The organism is Actinosynnema mirum DSM 43827, from assembly GCF_000023245.1.
Taxonomy (GTDB): domain Bacteria; phylum Actinomycetota; class Actinomycetes; order Mycobacteriales; family Pseudonocardiaceae; genus Actinosynnema; species Actinosynnema mirum.
Genome location: NC_013093.1, coordinates 5,897,544 through 5,918,357 on the forward strand (window position 1 = coordinate 5,897,544; position 20,814 = coordinate 5,918,357).

A 20,814-nucleotide genomic window follows, 5' to 3' on the forward strand; every position below is an offset into this window, starting at 1 on the left:
ATCGGGCGGTTTACCCCGAAACGGACGTACTACACGCGCGATTTTCCCCAAGGTCCGGCACACCCGCGAGCGGGCGGGCCGGACCTTCAGGGAGCGCTCAGGGTCGACGCGGGCGCCTCACCCGAGCCGGAGGTCCGCCACCCGGATCGGCGACGGCGTCGCGCGCGTCGACTCCCGCTGGTACAGCACCGACAGCACCCCCTCCGACCGCACCCGCCCGACGTCCACGCACACCTCGCCGAACGCGCCGGGCAGCCCGTCGCGCACCTGCGTCCAGTCCGCCCACCCGCTCGCCGCCGACGCGGAGACGATCCGCCCGCGCGGCATCAGCAGGTACGCGTTGTCCGCCCGGTCCAGGACGAGCCTGGTGCGCTGGGTGTGCCCCGGCACCACCGGCACCTCCCGCTTGACCCACCCGGAACCGCGCCGCACCAGGTGGAACACCCGCCCGTGCTGGGCGCGCTGCCTCGGGTAGTCCTCGACTCCGCCGGTGAACCGCTCCGGCACGTGGCTGATCACCACGTGCGGCGCGCCGGAGGAGTCGACCGCCTGCGACTCCTGGTTCATCAGCCCCCGGTCCGGCCCGACCCGGTCGACCAGCACGCCCGGCGAGGCGATGCCGATCGGCGCGCCGCCGGTCGTGCCGACGACCGCGCCCCCGGCGTTGCGCCAGGTGCGGCCCCGGTCGTCGCTGAAGGCGTACCCGGTGTCGTGGTTGGCCAGCCCTCCCGGCGCGCCCGCGACGCCGACGACGCCCTCGCGCCAGGTGAACGCCGCGTGCAGCCTCCCGCGCAGGTCGTAGGTCAGGCCGTGCAGGTAGGCGTTGCGGGTCCCGGACACCACGCCGTTCGGGGCGGTGTACTCGCCGGTCGCCGACGTCCACGCGCCCAGCGCCCGCCACCGGCCGTCGCGCAGCTCCGCCAGCTCCTGCGCGCCGTCGCCGGAGCAGCCGGTGCGGTAGGAGAACTGGAGCGCGCCGTCCGGGGCGGTCAGGAACGCCGGGTAGGTCATCGGGCCCAGCTCCAGGCCGCCGAGGGTGCGCCGGACCGGGCCGAACAGGCCCGCCGACCACTCGTAGTTGCCGGGCCGGGCGGTCAGGCCCGGCACGGACTCGGTGTGGTGCAGGCGGGTGTTGTGGCAGTCCATGGCCACGTGCAGCGCGCCGGTCGCGCGCGAGACGCCCAGGGAGATCGCGTTGTGCGAGTCGTCGGCGGTGAGCCGGTGCGGCAGGACGGCGGTGCGCCACGGGCCGCCCAGCGCGCGGCGGGCGACCACCGCCTCGCGCGAGGAGGTGTACCAGGCCGCGTACTGGTGGCCGTGCGCGGTGAGGATCGCGTCCTGCTGGAACGAGTTGGTGTTGACCAGCCCCTCATAGGTCACCGAGTACAGGGCGGCGGGATCGAGCTCGGTGTCCGACAGCAGCGCCGCACCCGGCGCCGCCGGGGCGGCGGGCGCGAGGGCGAGCGGGGTGTGAAAGCGTTTTCCCATCGGGACTTCCTTGTCCTAGGCCAACTTCACCATCCTGCCGCCACGCGGGCGGATCGGGTACGGGCCGGATGGCCGCATCCGGGGTGCTCCGGGGGCAGCCGGACGCGGCCATCCGGTGGAAGCGTGCGCGCGCGGCTAGAGTTCCTGATCACCGCCGCACACCGGTCGGCGGCGCCCGCGCGGTGCCGGCCGGGCCACCGCGAGGCCGGGAGGAGCACCGATGCCCACGCCGTTCGAGGCGGCCGAGCGCAGGACCGGAGCGGCGGAGCCGCTCGAGCACCCCCCGCTGCAGGTGGGACCGGAGGGGTGGGCGCAGGACCCCGCCGTGCCGCCGGGCGGGCCGCGGGTCGCGCCCGAGGCGCCGCCGCGGGTCGAGGCGCCGCCGCCCCCGCTGGCCGAGGCCGCGCTGCCCGGCACCGACGCCGGGTCGTCCACGAACTGGGCCGGGTACGTGCTCAGGGGCGCGCCGGGCACGTTCCGCTCGGTCTCCGCGACCTGGACCGTGCCGCACCCGCACTCCCGGCCCGGCGTCGGCGACTACTACACGCAGTGCGCGGTGTGGGTCGGCCTGGACGGCGCGCACCCCGGAGCCGGGCACCTGGCGCAGGTCGGGGTGGACGTCAACGACCTGGGCGGCGAGCGCGAGTACCAGCTGTGGTGGGAGCTGGAGACCGGCGGGGTCGGCGCGTCCCCGATCCCGCACCCGGTGCGCGCGGGCGACGAGCTGCGGGCAGGCGTGGCGCACCTGTTCGGCGGCACGTTCGCGATCTCCGTGGAGTGCCGCGCCGCCGGGTGGGCCTACCGGCGGCGGCACAGCTACCCGCCGGGCACGCCCGTGCCGCCGCTGGGCAGCGCGGAGGTGATCGTGGAGGCGCCGATGTTCCGGGGCGTCACGGGGATGCTGACGGACTTCGGGTCGGTGGAGTTCCTGGACGTGGCGGTGAACGACCTGCCGCTGTCCGGGTTCGCGGGCGCGGCGACGCGGTACGACATGGTGGACGGGGTCGAGCTGCTCGCGGAGACCGGGCCGCTCGGGGACGGGTTCGGGGTGTGCTGGCGCGGGTACGGGCGGCCGCGGCGCGCGCTCAGCGGTCAGGTGTGGAAGGGGTGAGCGGGGCGGGTGAGCGGTCCGCCCACCCGCCCCCGAGCGTCCGCTAGCGCACCTTCGGCGCCCGCGCGGCGGCCTTGCGCAGCAGCGGCGAGCGGCCCCGGTTCGGCACCGACCACAGGTCGTGCCCCTGCACGCCCCAGTGCTCCAGCAGGGCGTTCGCGGCCAGGAAGCCGCTGGTCGCCGCCCGTTCCATCAGCGCGACCGGCAGGTCCACCCGCACCAGGTCGCCCGCCACCACCACGGTCGGGTCGGTGGTGGTCACGGTCGGCCGGTCGCCGAAGGTCCCCGGCGCGAACAGCGGGCAGTCCTCCCCCACCACGTGCTCCACGTGCTCGACCCGCGCCCCAGCCAGCTCCGGGAACACGCCCTCGGCCTCGGCGAGCAGCCGCGCCGCCACCTCCGCGCGACCGGCCTCGGTCGCCACCTCGGCCTCGTCGACGGCGTACGCGTGCAGCTCCACCACGGACCCGCCGGTCCGCTCCCGCCACGCCCGCGCGGGCTCCTCGAACAGGTCCAGCACGCTGATGTTGTCCAGCAGCCGGAACCCGCTGGTGCCCAGGAACGGCGGCCGGTCCACGCGGGCCGGGCGGTCGAGCCAGTAGCGGGACACCAGGAACGGCGGGGCCGTGCGCAGCGAGCCCACGCGGGTGCGCCAGGCGGCGTCGGCCAGCTCCGGCGAGGCGCCGACCACCGAGCGCAGGCCGCGCACGTCCGCCGCCAGCACCACGGCGTCGACCTCGTCCGCGACCCCGCCCGCCACGACCCGGTGGCCCGAGCCGGTCCGGTCGACCCGCTCCACCGCGCTGCCGGTGCGCACCTCGGCGCCGAGCGCCTCCAGGTGGTGGCGCAGCGGCCCCCACAGCGTCTCCGGGTACGGCGCGTCCGGGACGTCGAACAGCAGGCCCTCGCTGGAGCCGAGGAAGTAGATGTGGAACATCGTCACCAGCTCGGCCGCCGACAGCCGCGACGGGTGCGCGAAGAAGCTGCGCGAGAACACCTCGAACGCCAGGTGCCTGGCGGCGTCCGGGAAGCCGATGCGGCGCAGGAACGCGTCGGCGTCGACCCCGTCCAGGTCGGCGTACGTGCCGGGCACGCTCACGTCGAACAGGGCGGAGGCGGCGGCGCCGTTCATCCGGACCAGGTCGCGCAGGCCGAACGCGGGGCTGCGCAGCACGAACCCGGCGACGTTCCACGGCGGGGTCAGCGGGAGGCCCTCGAAGCTCTCGCGGGCGCCGTTGGCGTGCACGAGCGGGTAGTCGGCGACCGGGCGCAGCCTGCCGAGGCCGGGGTCGACGCGGCGCAGCAGGGCGCGCAGGTTGTAGTACTGGCGGAAGAACGCGTGGAAACCCCTGGTCATCACCTCGCCGTTGCCGCTCTCCCAGCCGCGCAGCCTGCCGCCGAGGTCCTCGCGCGCCTCGTGCAGCACCACCCGCGCGCCCCGCTCGGCCAGCGCGACCGCCGCCGCGACGCCCGCGATGCCACCACCCACCACGGCGACCTTCGGGCCGTCGCCCTCGGCGCGGGCCCGACCGGGCCGGGCGGGCAGCAGGACCGCCTCGCGGTCACGACCCGGCCGTGACGGGGTGTGCTCGGGTGACGGTGAGACGGAGGACCTCGGGGTGCTGACGACCATGCCGGTGATCGTGGCACCGAGATCACCGGTCCGCTCGCTGAGCAGGGCGGGGTTCTTGGGCGGCAAGGGTTTCGCGGGCGCTGCGCGGGGCTCCCCTGGTGGCCCACGCCACGCGCGGCGAACACCGGGCACGCTCGTCAAGCGCGATCGGGGTACCGCTTTTAGGGTCCCTTTTGTGCCATCCTCGCTGCTCTCCCGATCTTCCGCGCGCGTGCTCCCCCTGGCGGCCTGGCTGTGCGGCTCGGGCGTCGTGCTGGCCCAGATCCTCTACGCGGTCACCGACCCGGCCGACCGGTTGACGCTGACGATCACGTCGGTGGCGCTGTTCTGCGCCGCGTCGCTGCTGGACGCGGCGTCCCGGTTCGGGGCGCGCGCGGCGGGGCTGTTGGCGGTGGTCGCGGGTGGTGGCGGGCTGGTCGCCGAGGCGGTCGGGCTGCGCACCGGGGCGCCGTTCGGGGACTACGGGTACACCGGGACGCTCGGCCTGGAGGTGCTGGACGTGCCGGTGGTGGTGCCGATGGCGTGGGTGATGATGGCCTGGCCGTCGGTGCTGGTCGGGCGGGCGCTCGCGGAGCGGGTGCGGTGGGGCGGCGCCGCGGGCTGGGCGGTGGTGCCGCTGGCCGCGTGGGCGCTGGCCTCGTGGGACGTGTTCCTCGACCCGCAGATGGTCGACGCCGGGCACTGGCGGTGGGCCGACCCCGAGCCCGCGCTGCCGGGCGTGGAGGGCATCCCGCTGACGAACTTCGCCGGGTGGCTGCTGGTGTCGCTGCTGATCACCGGCGCGCTGCACCGGCTGCTCGGGCCGCGCGCGGAGCGCGAGACCGACCTGGTCCTCGGGCCCGCGCCGGTGCTGTACCTGTGGACGTACGGGTCGTCGGTGTGGGCGCACGCGGCGTTCTTCGGCAGGCCGTGGGTGTCGCTGGTCGGCGGGGTGCTGATGGGCCTGGTGGCGGTGCCGTTCGCCCGCGCGCTGTGGCGGGGGCGCCGGTGAGCCGGGTGCTGCGGGCGGCGGTGGCGGCGGCGAGCGCGGGGGCCGCGCTCGGGGCGGTGCACTCCGCGGTGAACGCGCGCCTGCTGCGCACGCCCCGCGCGGACCCGCCGCCGTGCCCGGAGCCGGTGTCGGTGCTGGTGCCCGCGCGTGACGAGGCGCACCGGATCGCGGCGACGGTCCGGTCGCTGCTGGCGCAGCGCGGGGTGCCGGACCTGGAGGTCCTGGTGCTGGACGACGGGTCGACCGACGGCACGGCGGACGTGGTGCGCGAGGCGGCGGGCGGGGACGCGCGGCTGCGGGTGCTGACGGGCGCGCCGCCGGTGTTCGGGGCGCCGGGGAAGGCGAACGCGTGCGCGCAGCTGGCCGAGGCGGCGCGCGGGCGGGTGCTGGTGCTGGTGGACGCGGACGTGGTGCTGGCCCCGGACGCCGTGGCCGCGTCGGTGGACCTGCTGCGGACGACCGGGCTGGACCTGGTGTCGCCGTTCCCCCGGCAGCTGGCGGACGACGTGGCGACCCGGTTGGTGCAGCCGCTGCTCCAGTGGTCGTGGCTGGTGTTCCTGCCGCTGCGGGTCGCGGAGCGGTCGGCGCGGGGGTCGTTGAGCGCGGCGTGCGGGCAGTTCCTGGTGGTGGACGCGGGGGCGTTGGCGCGGTGCGGCGGGTTCGCGGCGGTGGGCGGGGAGGTGCTGGACGACATCGCGCTGGTGCGGGCGGTGAAGCGGTCCGGGGGGCGCGGGGTGGTCGTGGACGGGAGCCGGATCGCCGAGTGCCGGATGTACCGGGGGTGGGGCGAGCTGGCGGAGGGGTACGGGAAGTCGCTGTGGGCGATGGGCGGGTCGTCCGCGGGGTCGGTGGCGCTGGCGGGGGTGCTGGGGTGGTTGTTCGTGCTGCCCGCGGTGGCGGCGGTTCTGGGGTCGCGGGTGGGGTTGGCCGGTTTCGCGGCGGGGGTGGCCGGGCGGGTGGTGGCGGCCCGGCGGACCGGCGGGCGGGCGTGGCCCGACGCGCTCGCCCACCCGGTGTCGGTGGGGGCGCTGGTGGTGCTGATCGGGCGGTCGGTGCGGGGGCGGGCGCGGGGGACGCTGACGTGGAAGGGCAGGCCGCTACTGGCGGAGGGCGCGGGTGAGCGCGATGGCGAGGTGGGCGCCGCCGATCGCTGAGATCGCGGCCCAGAGCCAGAGGCAGAGGGCGCCCCAGGACCAGCCGAACCAGGGGGCGCCTTCGGGCCAGGTCCCGGCGCCCAGGCAGGCGACGGCCACGACGATGACGCGGGTGGGGCGTTCGGCGATGGTCACGGCGGCTGCGCCGGTGAGGCCCACGCCTTGGGCACGGGCTCGGGCGTACTCGTGGAGGAAGAGGGCGGCGCCCACTGCGGTGGCCAGGCGTTCCGGGGCGCCCAGGAGGACCAGGACGGCCAGGAGGCAGAGGTCGGAGAGGCGGTCGGCCACTGCGTCTACTACGGCGCCCAGGGGGCGGACTTTGTTGGTGCGGATGGCCACCGCGCCGTCCAGGCCGTCGAGGAGGGCGGCGGTGATTAGGAGGAGGAGGGAGAGGAGGGGCCAGTGGTGTCCGGCTGCCGCTGCGGGGAGGGCGGCGGCGGTGGTCAGGACGCCTGCTGCGGAGAGGAGGTCTGGGGGGACTTGGTCGAGGTGGGGGGCTAGGCGGTGGACGAGGGTGATCCAGGCGGTGGCCAGGCGGCTGTGGGAGACGTCTTGGGCGTGGACCTCGGACCAGGCTTGTACGGGGGTGGGGGGGTGGTGGGGCGTTGGTGGGGGTGGGGGTGGGGGTGTTGACGGGGGCGGGGTGGGGGTGGGGTTCGGCGGCGGGGACGCGTTCACGGGGCAACGTTATTCGGCGGGTGGGGGTTGGGCAGAACGGCGGAGGACGGGATGGTCGGGCGGGAGCGGGGCGCGTTGGGCGGCCGGTTGAACGGACCGTTCAACCGGGAGTGAACGGACCGTTCAACCGCCGCAGGGTGGAGCACCCACGGACAAGCCCGGCCGCGAAGGCCAGCGACCGGTTGAACGGACCGCTCACCGGGGGATGAACGGACCGCTCACCCAGGAATGAACCGACCGCTCCCCCGTGGTAGGACGAACGGACCACTCACCTGGAGTTGAACGGACCGTTCATCTGGAAACGAACGGTCCGTTCACCCGCCAGCCAAGCGAAGCCGCAAGCAGACATCGCAAGAGGCACGGCAAGCAGGCACGGCAAGCAGATCCATCAGTCAGTTGAACGGTCCGTTCAACGAAGGTTGAACGGACCGTTCAACTGACGCCAGCAAGCCGAGATGCAGATAGATGCGGCGATCAGGACCAGCAAGCGGTTGAACGGACCGTTCAACCGAGAGCAGACGGACCGCTCAACCGCCGCAGGCCGCGACACGCCGCAAGCAGAAGCAGCAACCAGGACCAGTGGCAAGTTGAACGGACCGTTCAACCGGAGGTGGAGTTGAACGGTCCGTTCAACCAAAGATGAATGGTCCGTTCAACTGACATCGGGCGAAAGAGTCGCAGGCAGCCGCAGCCGCAGCCGCAGCCGCAGCGGCAGCGGCGGTGGCGGTGGCGGTGGCAGCGGTGGTGGCGGCGGGCAAGAGCAGTGTGGGCAAAAGCGGTGTGGGTGGTGCGGGCGGTAGGGAAGAGCAGCACGGGCAGCACGGGCAGTGGGGGGTGATGGGGGCCGTGGGGGTGATGGGTGGTTGAACGGTCCGTTCAACCAAGGGTGAGTGGACCGTTCGCTAACGGTGAGGGCCGAGGCTCCGCTGATAGCGAGGGCTTGGGAATGGCGCGGCGGGTTTGTGCAGGTAGGTGGCCGGCGTGTGGCAAGCGGTGCGGGCTGACCCGTGAACGTGACCACTCGCTGGTGTTAGGCGGTGTGGTCCGGGCTGTGGAGGGTAGGTGGGCTGGGTGGATGTGGTTCGGGGGGTTTTGGGGTTTGGGGTTGCCGTTGTTCGACATGCCCTTCGGGCCTTGCGGGGGCGGGACATCGCGCTGTGGGGGGCCGGGACCGCGTTCTTCACCGCGTTGGGGGTGGTGCCCGCCCTGCTGCTCGCCCTGCGTGGGGTCGGGGTGTTGTTCGGGGGTGAGCTGGTCACCGAAAACCTCGGTCTGCTGGGCGAGGCGTTGCCCGCCGCCCAACCCGCCGGAGACGCGTTGCGCGCCCTGGGCCACGCAGCCCTGACCGCCTCCTGGCCCGCCCTGCTGTCCGCGCTCCTCGCCGCCTGCCTGTGCGGCGAAGGGCTCCGGCGCGGGTTCGTGCAGGTCGCCGGACTGCCCTCCAGCGGCAGGACCGGGTGGTTGGGGCGGCTCGGGTTTCTGCCCGCCCTGATCACCTCGCCGTTGCTGCTGGCGCTCGCCCTCGCCCTCGCGCCGCAGATAGCCCCCGACTACCAGACCGGCGGGTGGGCGGCCGCGCGAGGCGTGCTCGTCTCGTTCCACCTGGTCTGGGTGCTGCTCGCCGTCGTGCTGCTGCCCGTGCTCATCACCACCGGGCCCAACGCGCTGGACGCCCGGACCACGGCCGCGGGCGCGATCTCGACCGCCGCCGTGCTCGCCGGATTCCTCCACGGGTTCGTGCTGTTCCTCGCCATCCCCGTCGACTGGGCGTTCCCGTTCGCCGGCCTCCGCGGCCCCGCCGTCGTCGGCGCCCTCGGGCTCTGGCTCTACCTCCTCCACATCGTCCTGCTGCTCTGCTACCGCCTCCTCCTCAGCGCCCGCTCCCTCCGCTCCCCCACCACCGGGTGACCCTCTTCCCAGCGATCCACCGTCACGCCCCCCGCCCCGCGAACGACCCCCCAGAGGAACCAACGAGGACGGGGAGGTCGGGCTGTGGAGCGAGAACGGGTCGTGGTGCGTGAGCGGAGGAGTGGGGCGCGGCCGCCCACGACGTCCGACGTCGCGGTGATCGCGGGCATGGCCGACCCGGTCCTGCGCAACGTCCTGATCACCCACTGCTACCACCGGCTCTCGACCGCGCTCGCCGCGCTCACCGGCGGCTCGCCCAACTGGTGCGCGTTCGCCGTGTGGGCGTCCAAGCAGGTCGGGCAGACCATCCGCCAGGAGGACCCCCGGCGCGCGCTGGAGCGGCTGCTGTCCACCCCGCGGACCAGGACCGCCGTCGGCGCGGTCGCGGTGGCGTTGCGGGTCGCGTTCCCCCGCCGGTCGCTGGACGACGCCGAGCGGCTGGTGCGGGAGGTCGTCGTGGCCGCCGCGCGGTTGGACGCGGCGAGCGAGGCCGCCGCGCGCGGCAACCTCAAGGTGTTCGCCGAGATCGGCCACGAGTTCGCCCGGTTCCTGGCGAAGTTCGGCGCGCCGTCGGACCTGCCGGACGAGCAGCGGATCGCCGCCTTCCGCGCGGCGCTGCGGCCCGGTGAGCCGCCCGAGGGGCAGTACTACCTGCGGCAGGCGTTCACCCACTACCTGCGGGCCATGCGCGCCACCGACCCGAAGGCGCGGGCCGAGTCGCTGCTGCTGGCCAACGTCGAGGTGGGCCTGCACGAGCAGACCCGCCTGCAACCGGAGATCACGGCCGCCCTGGACGCCCCGTCCGGGGGCGCGGCCGAGCTGGAGCGCCGGTTGCTCGAAGCGCTGCTGCCGGGGAACCGGCTGGTCCGCCTGCTGCGGGTGGCGCTCGCGGCGCTGCTCGGCAGGCGCGGACCGCTGCGCGCCGCGACCGCCCGCCTCGCCGACGCCGCGCGCGCCGCGACCCGCCGGGTGGTCACCGCGCAGCTCATGCACATGGCCCTGCCCGACGGGACGGCGCTGAGCCTGGGCGAGGACCTGCGCGGCGGGTTCCCGGCGGAGCTGGCGCACCCGGCCGACCCGGAGCTGCTGGCACTGCTGCGCGTGGTGGACCCGACCGAGGACAGCCTGGTGGGCACGGGCGCCCGCGACTGGGCGGACCTGGCCGACCGGATGCACTGCATCGCCGACCTGTTCCGCTGCCAGGCGCAGCGCTCGGACCTGCTGTCGCCGCCGTTCACCGACGCGCAGGTCGCCGCCGCCCAGAGCGGGGTGCTGCCGGACGGCAGGCTCTGAGGCGTCAACTTCGACCAACACTGAAGGAATAGTTGGAATAACGCCACGCCGACCGGGAGGAACCACGGGAGAACCCGCTCCCCCACCACGAAGATCCGGTGCAGCCGCACTGCCCCGAACGTGCCACGACGAACGTCGCTGGCGCCCACCGACGCGCAGCCACCACGCTGGGGCACGGCCATCCCCAACCCTGCGGAGGAGCCCGTGCCCTTCACGAAGACCGCGCTCGCGGCGACCACCCTGCTCGCCGTCGCGCTCGTGCCCGCCCAGGCGGTCGCGTCCCCCACCGCGTTAGCGGCGCCCGACATCTCGCTCTCGAACGTCCAGTCGCACCTGAGCACCCTGCAGTCCATCGCCACCGCCAACGGCGGCAACCGCGCCCACGGCCGCGCGGGCTACAAGGCCTCGGTCGACCACCTGAAGTCCCGCCTCGACGCGGCCGGCTACACCACGGCCGTGCAGCAGTTCACCTCGAACGGCGCCGTGGGCTACAACCTGACCGCCGACTGGCCGGGCGGCGACGTCAACAACACGATCATGCTCGGCGGTCACCTGGACAGCGTCACCGCCGGACCCGGCATCAACGACAACGGCTCCGGCTCGGCCGGTCTGCTGGAGGTCGCGCTGACCGCGGCGCGCACGAACTTCGCGCCCACCAAGCACGTCCGGTTCGCCTGGTGGGGCGCGGAGGAGCTGGGCCTGGTCGGCTCGACCTACTACGTCAACAACCTGCCGTCGGCCGAGCGCTCGCGCATCAAGGCGTACCTGAACTTCGACATGATCGGCTCGCCGAACCCCGGCTACTTCGTGTACAGCGCCAGCGGGCAGCCCTCGGGCTCGCTCGCGCTCCAGCAGCTCCTGCAGTCGGCGTTCAGCGGCGTGGTGGCCACCGAGCTGACCTCGGTGGGCGGGCGCAGCGACCACGCGGCGTTCGCCCGCTCGGGCATCCCGGTGGGCGGGCTGTTCACCGGCGCCGAGGTCGCCAAGACCTCGGCGCAGGCGCAGAAGTGGGGCGGCACGGCGGGTGTGGCGTTCGACCGCTGCTACCACCGCTCCTGCGACACCACGGCGAACATCAACGCCACGGCGCTGGACCGCAACGCGGACGCGATCGCGTTCGCGCTGTGGGGCCTGGCCGCCTGACGCTCACGGCGCACCCTGCCGCGCCACCCGCCCCCGGAACCTCCCCCGGTTCCGGGGGCGGGCCTCGTCCGGGGCCGCGAGCAGCACCACGGCCGCGCCGCTGATCAGCAGGCCGAGCACGGTGACCGGGCGGATCGGCTGGCCGAACATCGGGAGCGCCCAGAGCGCGGTGGTGGCCGGGGTGAGGTAGAGCAGGGTGCTGGCGCGCGCCGCACCGTCGCGGGCGGTGACCAGGTAGTAGAGGGCGTAGCTGCCGATGCCGGAGGCCACCGACCAGGCCACCGCGACCCAGAACCCGGTGGACGCCGGGGGCGTGAGGTCGCCGGTGGCGGCGGTCCACGCGGTGGTGGCGAGCGCGGCGAACAGGGCCTGCGCGGCGAGGGTGCGCGAGAGCGGTTGGGCGCCGCCCCAGCGCTGCTGGAGCAGGGTCCCGGCGGTCAGGGACAGCATCGCCGCCAGCGGGAGGGCGAGCGCCGCGAGCGCGACCCCGGCGCCGAGGTCGCCCAGCGCGGTCAGCGCGACGCCGGTGGTGCCGAGCGCCAGGCCGAGCAGGTGCGCGGGGCGGGGGCGGCGGCCGTCGAGCAGGACGGCGGCGGTGAGCACGAGCGCGGGTTGCAGGGCGGCGATCAGCGCCGAGGTGCCCGCCGGGACGCCCTGGGCCGCGGCGAGGAAGACGCCGCCGAGGTAGAGGCACTGGCACAGCAGGGCGAGCGCGGCCTGGCGCGCCCACTCGCGGCGGTCGAAGGAGGCGAGCGCCCGCAGCGCCCACGGTGCGAGCAGCCCGGCGGTGAGCAGGAAGCGCCAGGTCAGGAGGGTGTCCGGGCTCGCGTGGGCGGCGCCCAGCTCCGCGCCGACGAAACCGGAGCTCCACACCACGACCAGCGCGGCGGCGCGCGGCCAGGGCCTGTTGTCGGTGCTCATCCCACGAGGTAACCATACCGGTCGGTATACTCGCAGTGCACCGACTCGGGGAGGCGCGGCGTGCGGGAGACGAGCACCGGACCGGGGACGGGCACCGGGCTGGAGGCCATCACCAGGCTGGGCGCGGGCACGCCCGACGCGCTGCGGCCCGTGCTGGAGCCGCTGCCCGAGCTGACCCCGGCGGGCGTCCGGCTGCTGGACGCGGCGAGCGGGCTGTTCCAGGACCGGGGCGTGCGGGCGGTCGGGGTCGACCTGATCGCGGAGACCGCGGGGACGACGAAGAAGACGCTGTACGACCGGTTCGGCTCCAAGGACGCGCTCGTCGCGCTGTACCTGCTGCACCGGGCGCACCGGTGGCGCGAGCACGTGCTGGCCGCGCTGGGCGGCGGTTCGGCGCGGGCTCGGGTGCTGCGGGTGTTCGACGCGCTGGAGACGTGGGTGGGCGAGCGGTCGCGCGGGTGCGCGTTCGTGGGCGCGTACGCCGAGATCGGCGACGGCGACCACCCGGCGGTGCCCGTGGTGCGGGCGGAGAAGGCGTGGATGCGGGCGCTGTTCGTCGCACTCGCGGGTGACCCCGGACTGGGGGCGCACCTGCACCTGGTCTACGAGGGGACACTGGTCGCGCTGACGGCGGGCGGGGACCCGGAGGCGGTGGCGGAGGGCAGGCGCGCGGTCCGCCTCGCCATGGGGGCCAGTCGCGGCGCGGGTTCCGCGTAAAACATCTCCGCATTTTTCGGATTTCCCCTCCTGTTATTCACAGAAGCGCGTGATCGCATTTTCGGTCAATGATTGTCACCCCCTGCGGAATATCCACTCTTTCGTGTGACGTGCCCCCTGAGATTCCGGGCCTGAACGATTTTCGCAAACACACTTGGTAACGTCCCTCGGGGCCTCCCCGATGTGCGTCAGTGATGGCGTCGACGGATGGCCCGTGACGCCCTGCACACTTTTTCTCCCGGCTACGTCACCCCCTATTCCTGCGGCGGACGAGCGCGCCCGGAGAAGTTCAGCCACTGCTTCGGAGGAAAGCCCACCATGAGGTCAAGCCTGAGCCGCGTCGCGGACGCGGTTGAGCTTGAGATCGTTGTTCCCGCCTTCAACGAGGCGGACCGGTTAGCGGGCTCACTGAAGCGCGCCGCGGCCTTCCTGGAGACCCAGCCGTGGACGTCCCGGCTGGTGGTCGTGGACAACGGCAGTTCCGACGACAGCGCGGCCGTGGCCGCGAGCGTGCCGACCGGGCGGGTCGGCATCGAGGTCATCGGCTGCGCCGAACCCGGCAAGGGCGCCGCGGTCCGACGTGGCCTGTCCGCCTGCACCGCGCCCTACGCCGGGTTCTTCGACGCGGACCTGTCCACGCCCGTCGAGACCCTGACCAGGACCATGGCCGAGCTGCGCGCGGGCGCCGCCGCCGTCATCGCGTCCAGGCACGCGCCCGGCGCGCGGTTCGTGACCAGGCAACCGCTGGGCAGACGGGTGGGCGGGCGGGTGTTCCGCACCCTCACCAGACCGCTGGTGCCGTGCGTGCGCGACACCCAGTGCGGCTTCAAGTTCTTCCGCAGGACCGCGCTGGGCGCGGCGCTGGAGCGGTGCCGGGTGGACGGGTTCGCGTTCGACGTGGAACTGCTGCGGCGGGTGCGCGCGGCGGGCGGGGAGATCGTCGAGGTGCCCGTGGACTGGACCGACGACCGGCGCTCCACGTTCCACCCGGTGCGCGACGGGATCGCCTCCTTCGCGTCCGTGGTCAGCCTCTACCGGACGGCGGTGGCGCGATGAGCGCGGTCGAGCTGTTCGGCCGGCACGTGCTCGTGCTGAATTGGCGGGACGTCCGGCACGGCCTGGCCGGCGGCGCGGAGCAGTACATGCACGAAATCGGCAGGCGGTGGGTCGCGGCGGGCGCGGAGGTGACCTGGTTCACGGCGCGCGAGAAAGGCGCGCCGAAGTCCGAGTTCATCGACGGAATGCGATTCCTGCGGGCGGGCGGGACGCTCGGCGTGTACGGGCGGGCGGCGCTGCGGATGGCGCGGCACGGGCACCGGTTCGACGCCGTCGTGGACTGCCAGAACGGCATCCCGTTCTTCTCGCCGCTGTTCCTGCCGCGCACGACGCCGGTGGTGCAGCTGGTGCACCACGTGCACCAGGACCAGTTCGCGCTGCGCTTCCCCCGGCCGCTGGCGGCGGTGGGGCGGTGGCTGGAGGGCCCGGTGTCGCGGCGGGTGTACGGCGGGCGGGCGCACGTGGCGGTGTCGCCGTCGACCCGGCGGGAGATGCGGGGGCGGCTGAAGCTGCGCGCGCCGGTGTTCATCGTGCCGAACGGGACCGCGCGGGTGTTCCCGGAGGTCGGGCGGACGGCCGCGCCGACGATCGTGGTGGTGGGCAGGCTGGTGCCGCACAAGCGGGTCGACCTGCTGCTGGAGCGGCTGCCCGAGGTGCTGGCGCGGTTCCCGGACCTGGTGGTGCACTTCGTCGGCGACGGCCCGGAGCGGGAGCGGTTGCGGGAGCTGGCGGCGCCGCTGGGGCGGGCGGTGCTGTTCCACGGGCGGCAGCCGGACGCGGTGCGCGACGAGCTGCTCGGGCGGGCGTGGCTGACCGTGTCGGCCTCGGCGGCCGAGGGGTGGGGCTGCTCGGTCGTGGAGGCCGCGGCGGCCGGGGTGCCGTGCGTGGGCAGGCGGGTGCCGGGGATCAGGGACTCGGTGGTCGACGGGGTCACCGGGTGGCTGGTCGACGACGAGCGGGACCTGGGCGCGGCGGTCGTGCGGGCGCTGCGGGCGGTGACCACGCCCGAGGACGCGGCGGCGGTGGCGGCGCGGTGCCGGGCCTGGGCGGCGCGGTTCGACTGGGCGCGGAGCGCGGACCTGCTGGCCGGGGTGCTGCGGCAGGAGAGCGGGGCGGTGCGGGCCGGGGCGCGGCCACGGCGGGCGCGGTCGGACATCGCGGCGGTGGTGGAGATCCCCGGCCGGGTGCCGACCGCCGGGCTGGTGCGGTCGACGGACCAGGTGGTGGTGGCGGACGGGGTGACCCGGTTGCTGCTGGGCGGGTGCGACGAGGTCGGCGCGGCGAAGGTGGTGCGGCGGCTCGGGGTCGGGAAGGCGCGCATCCGGCTGGCGACGCGGTACGACCTGCTGGCGGGACCCGTGGAGGTTGGCGGGAGCGTCGACGCCGGGGTGGTGGTGGTCGGCGCGGTGGGCGCCGGGGTGGTGGACGCGGTCGACTCGGCGGAGGTCGGCGCCGAGGGGATCGGTACCGAGGGGATCGGTACCGAGGGGATCGGTACCGAGGGGATCAGCGCCGCGGAGGTCGACGCGCGGGCCGGGGAAGCGGTCCGGTGAGCGGTCCGGTGAGCGGGTCGGCGCGGGGTGGGCGGCCGGGCGTGGAGTGGCGGGTGTGGCCGAAGGGCGCGCCGGAGGTGGGGCGGCGCGGTGACCGGGAACCGTTGCGCGGCAGCGGTTCCCCGGACAGCCGGGTGCGAGGACGCGAGCACGAGGACCGGGCGCGGTCAGGCCGTCGGAACCGGGTGCGGCGGGCAGGTCGCGCCCGGTTCCCCGGTGGGGCGACGGCGCTGCTCGCCGCGTCGTCCGCCGTGGTCGGCGGGCTGAGCTACGGGTGCGCGCTGCTGATGGCGCACCTGCTCCCCCCGGCCGAGTACACCGCGTTCGGGGCCGCGCAGTCGCTGCTCACCGCCGTCGGGGTCGGGATCGGCGCGCTGGTGCCGCTCCCGCTGGCCCGCGCGGTGCGGGAGAACCCGGCCGGGTCGGACCTGCGGCGGGACGGGATCGCGTTCGCGGTGCTGGTGTCGGTGCTCGCCGGGGTGGTGGGCGCGGTGGTGGCGGCGGTGACGGCGACCACGTTCGCCGCGCCGGGGACGGCGCTGCTGGTGGGGGCCGCCGCGTTCGCGGTCGCCTGCACCGCGCCCGGCTGGGGCTGGTTGCAGGGCGAGGGCCGGTTCCACGTGTACGCGGGCGCGTCGGTGGCCGAGGTCGCGCTGCGGTTGGGGTGCAGCCTGCTGCTGGTCGGGATCGGCGCGGGCGGGCCGCTGGTGGCGTACGCGCTGGGCGCGCTCGCGGCCGTGGGCTTCTCGACCCGCTACCTGCGCCCGGACCTGGGGCTGCGGCTGGGCGTGCGGCGGTTGGGCGTGCTGCGGGAGGCCGGGCGCTGGCGGGAGACCGGCGGGGTGGCGGCCGTGCAGCTCGTCGTGGCCGGGCTGCTGTGCGCGGACTCGGTGCTGGTCGCCGCGCTGGACGCGGGCGCGGGCGGCTACCAGGCGGTGGCGGCGCTGGCCAAGGCCCCGGTGTTCGTGGCGACGGCGGCGGTGGTGGTGAACTTCCCTTCGCTGCGCGGGAACTCGGCGGCGGCGGGGAGCGCGCTGCGGTCGTTCGCGCGGCTGGCCGTGCCGTGCGCGCTGCTGCTGGCGGTGCTCCCGGCCGGGCCGCTGCTGCCCGAGCGGTACGCGGCGTCGGCCGGGCTGCTGCCGTGGCTCGCGCTGGCCTGCCTGGGGTACGGGGCGGTGTCGGTGCTGGCGGTGGTGCTGCTGGCCGCGCGGTGGCGCGCGCGGGTCGCGCTCGCCCTGACCGGCGCGGCGGTCCTGGTCGGGACCGGGCTCGCGGGCGGCTGGCACCTGGCCGGGACGCGCGGGGTCGCGGTCGGCGGCGCGGCCGGGTCGGCGGTGGCGGCGCTGGTCGCGCTGCTGCTCGCCGCCCCCCTGCTGCGCCGCGCGCCTGCGCCCCTGCCGCGTCCGGCGCGGGACGGCCGGATCCGGTTGCTGCACCTGGGTTTCGAGGACCCCGCCGCGCCGGGCGCGGGCGGCGGGTCGGTGCGCACGCACGAGGTGAACCGGCGGCTCGTGGCGCGCGGGCACGAGGTGACCGTGCTGACCACGCGCTTCCCCGGCTGCGCCGACCGCACCCAGGACGGCGTGCGGTACGTCCACATCGGACCGTTCGCGGGCCGGACCCGGCTCAGCCGCTTCCTCGGCTACGCGATGGCGCTGCCGCGCGAGGCGCGGCGCCGGGACTGCGACCTGGTGGTGGAGGACTTCTGCGCCCCCGTGTCCAGCCTGGCCGCGCCGCGCTGGACCGGGCGGCCCACGATCGGCGTGGTGCAGTGGCTCAACGCGCGGGAGAAGGCGCGCGAGTACCGGGTCCCGGTGCACTGGGTCGAGCGGTACGGGGTGCGGTCGCACCGCAGGCTCGTCGCGGTGTCCAGGGGCATCGCCGAGCGGCTGGTGGCGCTGAACCCCGACGTGCTGGTGCGGGTCGTGGCGAACGGGGTCGCGCAGGGCGCGTTCGAGGTGACCGCGCCGCGCAGCGCGGACGTGGTGTTCGTGGGGCGGCTGGAGATCGCGCAGAAGGGCCTGGACCTGCTGCTGCGGTCGTGGGCGCTGGCGCGCCACCGGGTTCCGGGCTCGCTGGTGCTGGCCGGGAGCGGTCCCGACGAGGCGCGGGTGCGGGCGCTGGTCGCCGAGCTGGGCCTGGCGGACCGGGTCCGGTTCGTGGGCTGGGTGTCGGGCGAGGAGAAGTTCCGGCTGATGGCGGGCGCGCGGGTGGTGGCCGTGCCGTCGCGGTACGAGACGTTCGGGATCGTCGCGCTGGAGGCGCTGGCGACCGGGACTCCCGTGGCGGCGTTCGACATCCCGTGCCTGCGGGAGATCGTGCCCGAGCAGGCGGGTGAGCTGGCGCCGTCGTTCGACGTGGCGGCCTACGCGGACGTGCTCGCTCGGGTGGACGGCAGGTGCGACGGCGGTGACGAGGCGCGCAAGCGCTTCGCGGGCCGGTACCGGTGGGACGGCTTGGCCGTCGAGCAGGAGCGCGTCTACCTGGACGCGGTGGCGAACGGGTCAGGGAGGACCGGATGACGACGACCACGCGCACGACGACCACGAGCGGTGGGCCCCCGACAGCGAGGTGGGCCGCCGGGTGGACGGTGGCGCTGCTGGGGCTCTTCGTCGTGGCGCTGGGGCTTCGGCTCTACAACGCGGCCTCGGCGCACGAGCTGTTCATCGACGAGAGCGAGTACACCGACATCGCCCGCTCGATCGGCGAGGGGCGGGGGGTGCGGTTGTTCGGCGAGCCGTTCCACCTGCACCCGCCGCTGCTCTTCGGGCTGCTGTCGCTGTTCGCCGACCCGGCGGCGCCGCTGCTCCAGGCGGTGCTGGACCTGCGGTGGGTCAACGCGGTGCTCGGTGCGGCCAGCGCGGTCGTCGTGGCGCTGCTGGCGGACCGGGCGCGCGGGCGGGCGGCCGGGGTGCTGGCGGGGGCGCTGTTCGCGCTCAACCCGTACCTGGTGAAGTTCGACAGCCGGGTCACGCTGGAGACGCTGATGGGCCTGTGGGTGCTGCTCGGCGTGCTGCTGCTCGCGGTGGCGGGCGCGCGCGGGGCGTGGGCGCTCGCGGCGGGCGCGGCGTTCGGGCTGGCGCTGGTGAGCAAGGAGACCTCGGCGCTGGTGACGACCGTGCCGCTGCTGCTGCTCCTGGTGCTGCGCAGGCCCGTTCCTCGGCGGTCGGCGCTGCTCGCGCTGGGCGGGCAGGCGGCGGTGTACGCGGTGTACGTGGCCGGGATCACGGCGACCGGGCACCTGTCCGGCTGGTGGGGCGAGAAGTCGTCCGGGGTGCTGCGGGCGGTGGGGGTCGTGCAGTCGACCGGGTACAACGCGCCGGGCCGGTCCTCGCTGGGCGAGCGGTTGATCGCCAACTCCGCGCTGTTCGCCCCGGCCTACCTGGTGATCGGGTTCGGCGTGGTGGCGGCCTGCGCGCTGCTGGCGCGGCGGTGGCGGGAGCTGACCGGCGGGCCGCTGGCGGTGGTGCTGCACTGGCAGGTCGCGGTGTGCCCGCCGATGGCGTACACGGTGCTGTTCGGGACCCTGGAGGAGCAGACGTTCTACCTCGTGGCGGTGCCCGCGACGGCGGCGACGGCGGTGGTGCTGGCCGGGTGGCTGGCCGACGCCGGGCGGGTGCGGCTGGTGGCGGCCGGGGTGGCTGCGGTGCTGCTGGTGTGGTCGGCGGCGGCCTGGTCGGTGGTGCACACGACCCGCGACGACGGGTACGCGCGGTTCCAGGCGTGGGCCGACCGCGAGCTGCCCGCGGACTCGCGGCTGGCGGTGGGCGAGCACACCGGGAAGTTCGTGCTGACCGGGTTCCGGATCAAGGAGGTGCGGACGGCGCGGGCCGCGTTCGAGTGGGGCGGGTACGCGCTGGTGTCCACGGCGCTGGCCGAGCGCGGGCTCGGGTCGATGCCGCAGTCCGAAGTGGACGAACTGGCGCGCGGCGCGCGGCTGGTGCACGTCGAGCGCGGGCGCACCCTGGGCGAGCTGCGACTGTACGAGCTGGGCGGCGGTCGGCGGTGACGGCGGACGGGGTCGGTGCGGGCGCGGGGCGGGGGCGGACCGGCTTGGCGGCGGGGTCCGGCGCGGCGCGCGGCGGCGTCGGCCCCGTCACCGGCGGGGACGCGGTCCGGTTGTCCGGCAGGGGGATCCGGTCGCTGATCGGCTTCCGGGTGCTGCCCGCGGCGGGGGTGCTGGCCGGGCACCTCGCGCCGTTCGCGGCGGTGATGGTCCCGGCGACGGCGGGCGCGTGGCAGGCGGTGGACCGGGTCAACTACCTCGCGGTGGACGTGTTCTTCCTGCTCAGCGGGTTCGGGATCGCGCTGGGGCGGGCGGCGTCCGGCGGGGGTGGGCACGGGCGGTTCCTGTGGATGCGGCTGGCCCGGTTGTGGCCGCTGCACGCGGTGGTGCTGGCCGGGCTGGCGGTGGGCGCGGTGCTGTCGGACGTGCTCGGGCTGGGGTTCGAGCGGGGTGGGACGTGGGGGTCGTTCGCGGCGCAGGCGCTCCTGCTGCACGGGTGGGGGTTCGCGGACTCGCTGTCCTGGAACGGGCCGACCTGGTCGCTCAGCGCGGAACTGGCCTGCTACCTGGTCTTCCCGGTGATCTGGGCGCTGGCGGGGCGGGTGTCCGGGGCGCGGGCGGCGTGGTGCTGGCACTTCGTGGCGCTGGGGGTCGTGTTCGGCGCGTACCGGGTGCTCGGCGCGGACGACGCGCACCTGACGTACCTGGCGCCGCTGTGGCGGGCGGTCGGGGACTTCACGGCGGGGGCGCTGCTGAGCCGGGCGCACCTGGCAGGCGGTCGCGTGCCGGAGGTGCTGGGGCGCTGGGCCTTGCCGCTGGTGGCGGGGGTGGTGGCGCTGGTCCCGGCGCTGGCGCTGGTGGGCGCGCCGCCGCTGTGGGCGCTGGTGCTGGTCGGGCCCGCCGTGCTCGGGGTCGCGCAGGAGCGCGCGGCGGTGCGACGGGTGTTCCGGGGGCCGGTGGCGCTGCGGCTGGGCCGGTACAGCTTCGCGGTGTTCGTGGTGCAGGTGCCGTGCCTGCTGGCGCTGTCGCCGTTCGTGGGCGGGGTTCTCGGGGTGGTGCTCGTGGTGGCGGTGGTGCTGGTGGTCGCGGTGGTGTGCCACCACGCGGTCGAGGCGCCGTGCCAGCGGGCGCTGCGGGCGTGGTGGGGGCGGTGACCGGGCGC

General features: G+C 75.4%; 16 protein-coding genes. 12 read left to right on the plus strand and 4 right to left on the minus strand.

Annotated features, from left to right (window positions below; genetic code table 11):
* Positions 1–117: 117 nt before the first annotated feature.
* Complete coding sequence (locus AMIR_RS24560) at positions 118–1,488, minus strand: BNR repeat-containing protein (protein ID WP_015803658.1); 1,371 nt, start codon at positions 1,486–1,488, stop codon at positions 118–120.
* A 220-nt stretch (positions 1,489–1,708) separates the two neighbouring features.
* Here AMIR_RS24560 and AMIR_RS24565 point away from each other — a divergent pair, with 220 nt between their 5' ends.
* Positions 1,709–2,599, plus strand: coding sequence for a G1 family glutamic endopeptidase (locus AMIR_RS24565; RefSeq protein ID WP_015803659.1), 891 nt, complete (start codon positions 1,709–1,711; stop codon positions 2,597–2,599).
* A gap of 43 nt (positions 2,600–2,642) precedes the next feature.
* Here the strand turns inward: AMIR_RS24565 and AMIR_RS24570 are convergent, their stop codons facing one another.
* Positions 2,643–4,232 (minus strand): FAD-dependent oxidoreductase, encoded by a 1,590-nt coding sequence (locus AMIR_RS24570; protein WP_049797181.1) that lies wholly within the window; start codon positions 4,230–4,232, stop codon positions 2,643–2,645.
* Between the two features lie 211 nt (positions 4,233–4,443).
* Here AMIR_RS24570 and AMIR_RS24575 point away from each other — a divergent pair, with 211 nt between their 5' ends.
* Together AMIR_RS24575 and AMIR_RS24580 are read left to right on the plus strand one after the other, a co-directional pair.
* On the plus strand, positions 4,444–5,223 hold the full coding sequence (locus AMIR_RS24575; RefSeq protein WP_245554542.1) for a carotenoid biosynthesis protein: 780 nt from the start codon (positions 4,444–4,446) through the stop codon (positions 5,221–5,223).
* Positions 5,220–6,377, plus strand: a complete 1,158-nt coding sequence (locus AMIR_RS24580; RefSeq protein WP_015803662.1) for a glycosyltransferase family 2 protein — start codon at positions 5,220–5,222, stop codon at positions 6,375–6,377. The genes AMIR_RS24575 and AMIR_RS24580 overlap by 4 nt, the downstream gene beginning before the upstream one ends.
* On the opposite strand, the gene AMIR_RS43090 is transcribed toward AMIR_RS24580, so the two are convergent.
* Positions 6,321–7,055, minus strand: a complete 735-nt coding sequence (locus tag AMIR_RS43090) for a CDP-alcohol phosphatidyltransferase family protein (RefSeq protein WP_015803663.1) — start codon at positions 7,053–7,055, stop codon at positions 6,321–6,323. The two genes, AMIR_RS24580 and AMIR_RS43090, sit on opposite strands and share 57 nt — an antisense overlap.
* Positions 7,056–8,189: 1,134 nt before the next feature.
* Here AMIR_RS43090 and AMIR_RS24590 point away from each other — a divergent pair.
* The 3 genes from AMIR_RS24590 (at position 8,190) to AMIR_RS24600 (ending at position 11,399) form a co-directional block, all read left to right on the plus strand.
* Complete coding sequence (locus tag AMIR_RS24590; RefSeq protein WP_049796963.1) at positions 8,190–8,963, plus strand: YhjD/YihY/BrkB family envelope integrity protein; 774 nt, start codon at positions 8,190–8,192, stop codon at positions 8,961–8,963.
* A gap of 84 nt (positions 8,964–9,047) precedes the next feature.
* Positions 9,048–10,256 carry a hypothetical protein gene (locus tag AMIR_RS24595; protein ID WP_015803665.1) on the plus strand — a complete coding sequence of 403 codons (1,209 nt, stop codon included), beginning with the start codon at positions 9,048–9,050 and terminating at the stop codon, positions 10,254–10,256.
* Between the two features lie 204 nt (positions 10,257–10,460).
* Entirely contained in the window at positions 10,461–11,399 is a 939-nt protein-coding gene (locus AMIR_RS24600) for a M28 family metallopeptidase (RefSeq protein WP_015803666.1), read from the plus strand.
* A gap of 3 nt (positions 11,400–11,402) precedes the next feature.
* Here AMIR_RS24600 and AMIR_RS24605 read toward each other — a convergent pair whose 3' ends face one another.
* Positions 11,403–12,320: a DMT family transporter gene (locus tag AMIR_RS24605; RefSeq protein WP_015803667.1), complete on the minus strand. Its 918-nt coding sequence runs from the start codon at positions 12,318–12,320 to the stop codon at positions 11,403–11,405.
* 60 nt (positions 12,321–12,380) lie between these two features.
* Here AMIR_RS24605 and AMIR_RS24610 point away from each other — a divergent pair, with 60 nt between their 5' ends.
* The 6 genes from AMIR_RS24610 to AMIR_RS24635 all read left to right on the plus strand — a co-directional run bounded on the left by AMIR_RS24610 (position 12,381) and on the right by AMIR_RS24635 (position 20,806).
* Positions 12,381–13,037 carry a TetR/AcrR family transcriptional regulator gene (locus AMIR_RS24610; protein ID WP_015803668.1) on the plus strand — a complete coding sequence of 219 codons (657 nt, stop codon included), beginning with the start codon at positions 12,381–12,383 and terminating at the stop codon, positions 13,035–13,037.
* 318 nt (positions 13,038–13,355) lie between these two features.
* Entirely contained in the window at positions 13,356–14,093 is a 738-nt protein-coding gene (locus tag AMIR_RS24615) for a glycosyltransferase (protein WP_015803669.1), read from the plus strand.
* A complete protein-coding gene (locus tag AMIR_RS24620; protein WP_015803670.1) occupies positions 14,090–15,646 on the plus strand; it encodes a glycosyltransferase family 4 protein in 1,557 nt (518 codons plus the stop codon). Before AMIR_RS24615 ends, AMIR_RS24620 begins: the two co-directional genes overlap by 4 nt.
* Positions 15,643–18,168, plus strand: a complete 2,526-nt coding sequence (locus AMIR_RS41280; RefSeq protein WP_222840695.1) for a glycosyltransferase — start codon at positions 15,643–15,645, stop codon at positions 18,166–18,168. Before AMIR_RS24620 ends, AMIR_RS41280 begins: the two co-directional genes overlap by 4 nt.
* Positions 18,165–19,655, plus strand: a complete 1,491-nt coding sequence (locus tag AMIR_RS24630) for a glycosyltransferase family 39 protein (protein WP_015803672.1) — start codon at positions 18,165–18,167, stop codon at positions 19,653–19,655. The genes AMIR_RS41280 and AMIR_RS24630 overlap by 4 nt, the downstream gene beginning before the upstream one ends.
* Positions 19,652–20,806, plus strand: a complete 1,155-nt coding sequence (locus tag AMIR_RS24635) for an acyltransferase family protein (RefSeq protein ID WP_015803673.1) — start codon at positions 19,652–19,654, stop codon at positions 20,804–20,806. The genes AMIR_RS24630 and AMIR_RS24635 overlap by 4 nt, the downstream gene beginning before the upstream one ends.
* The last annotated feature ends 8 nt before the right edge of the window (positions 20,807–20,814 follow it).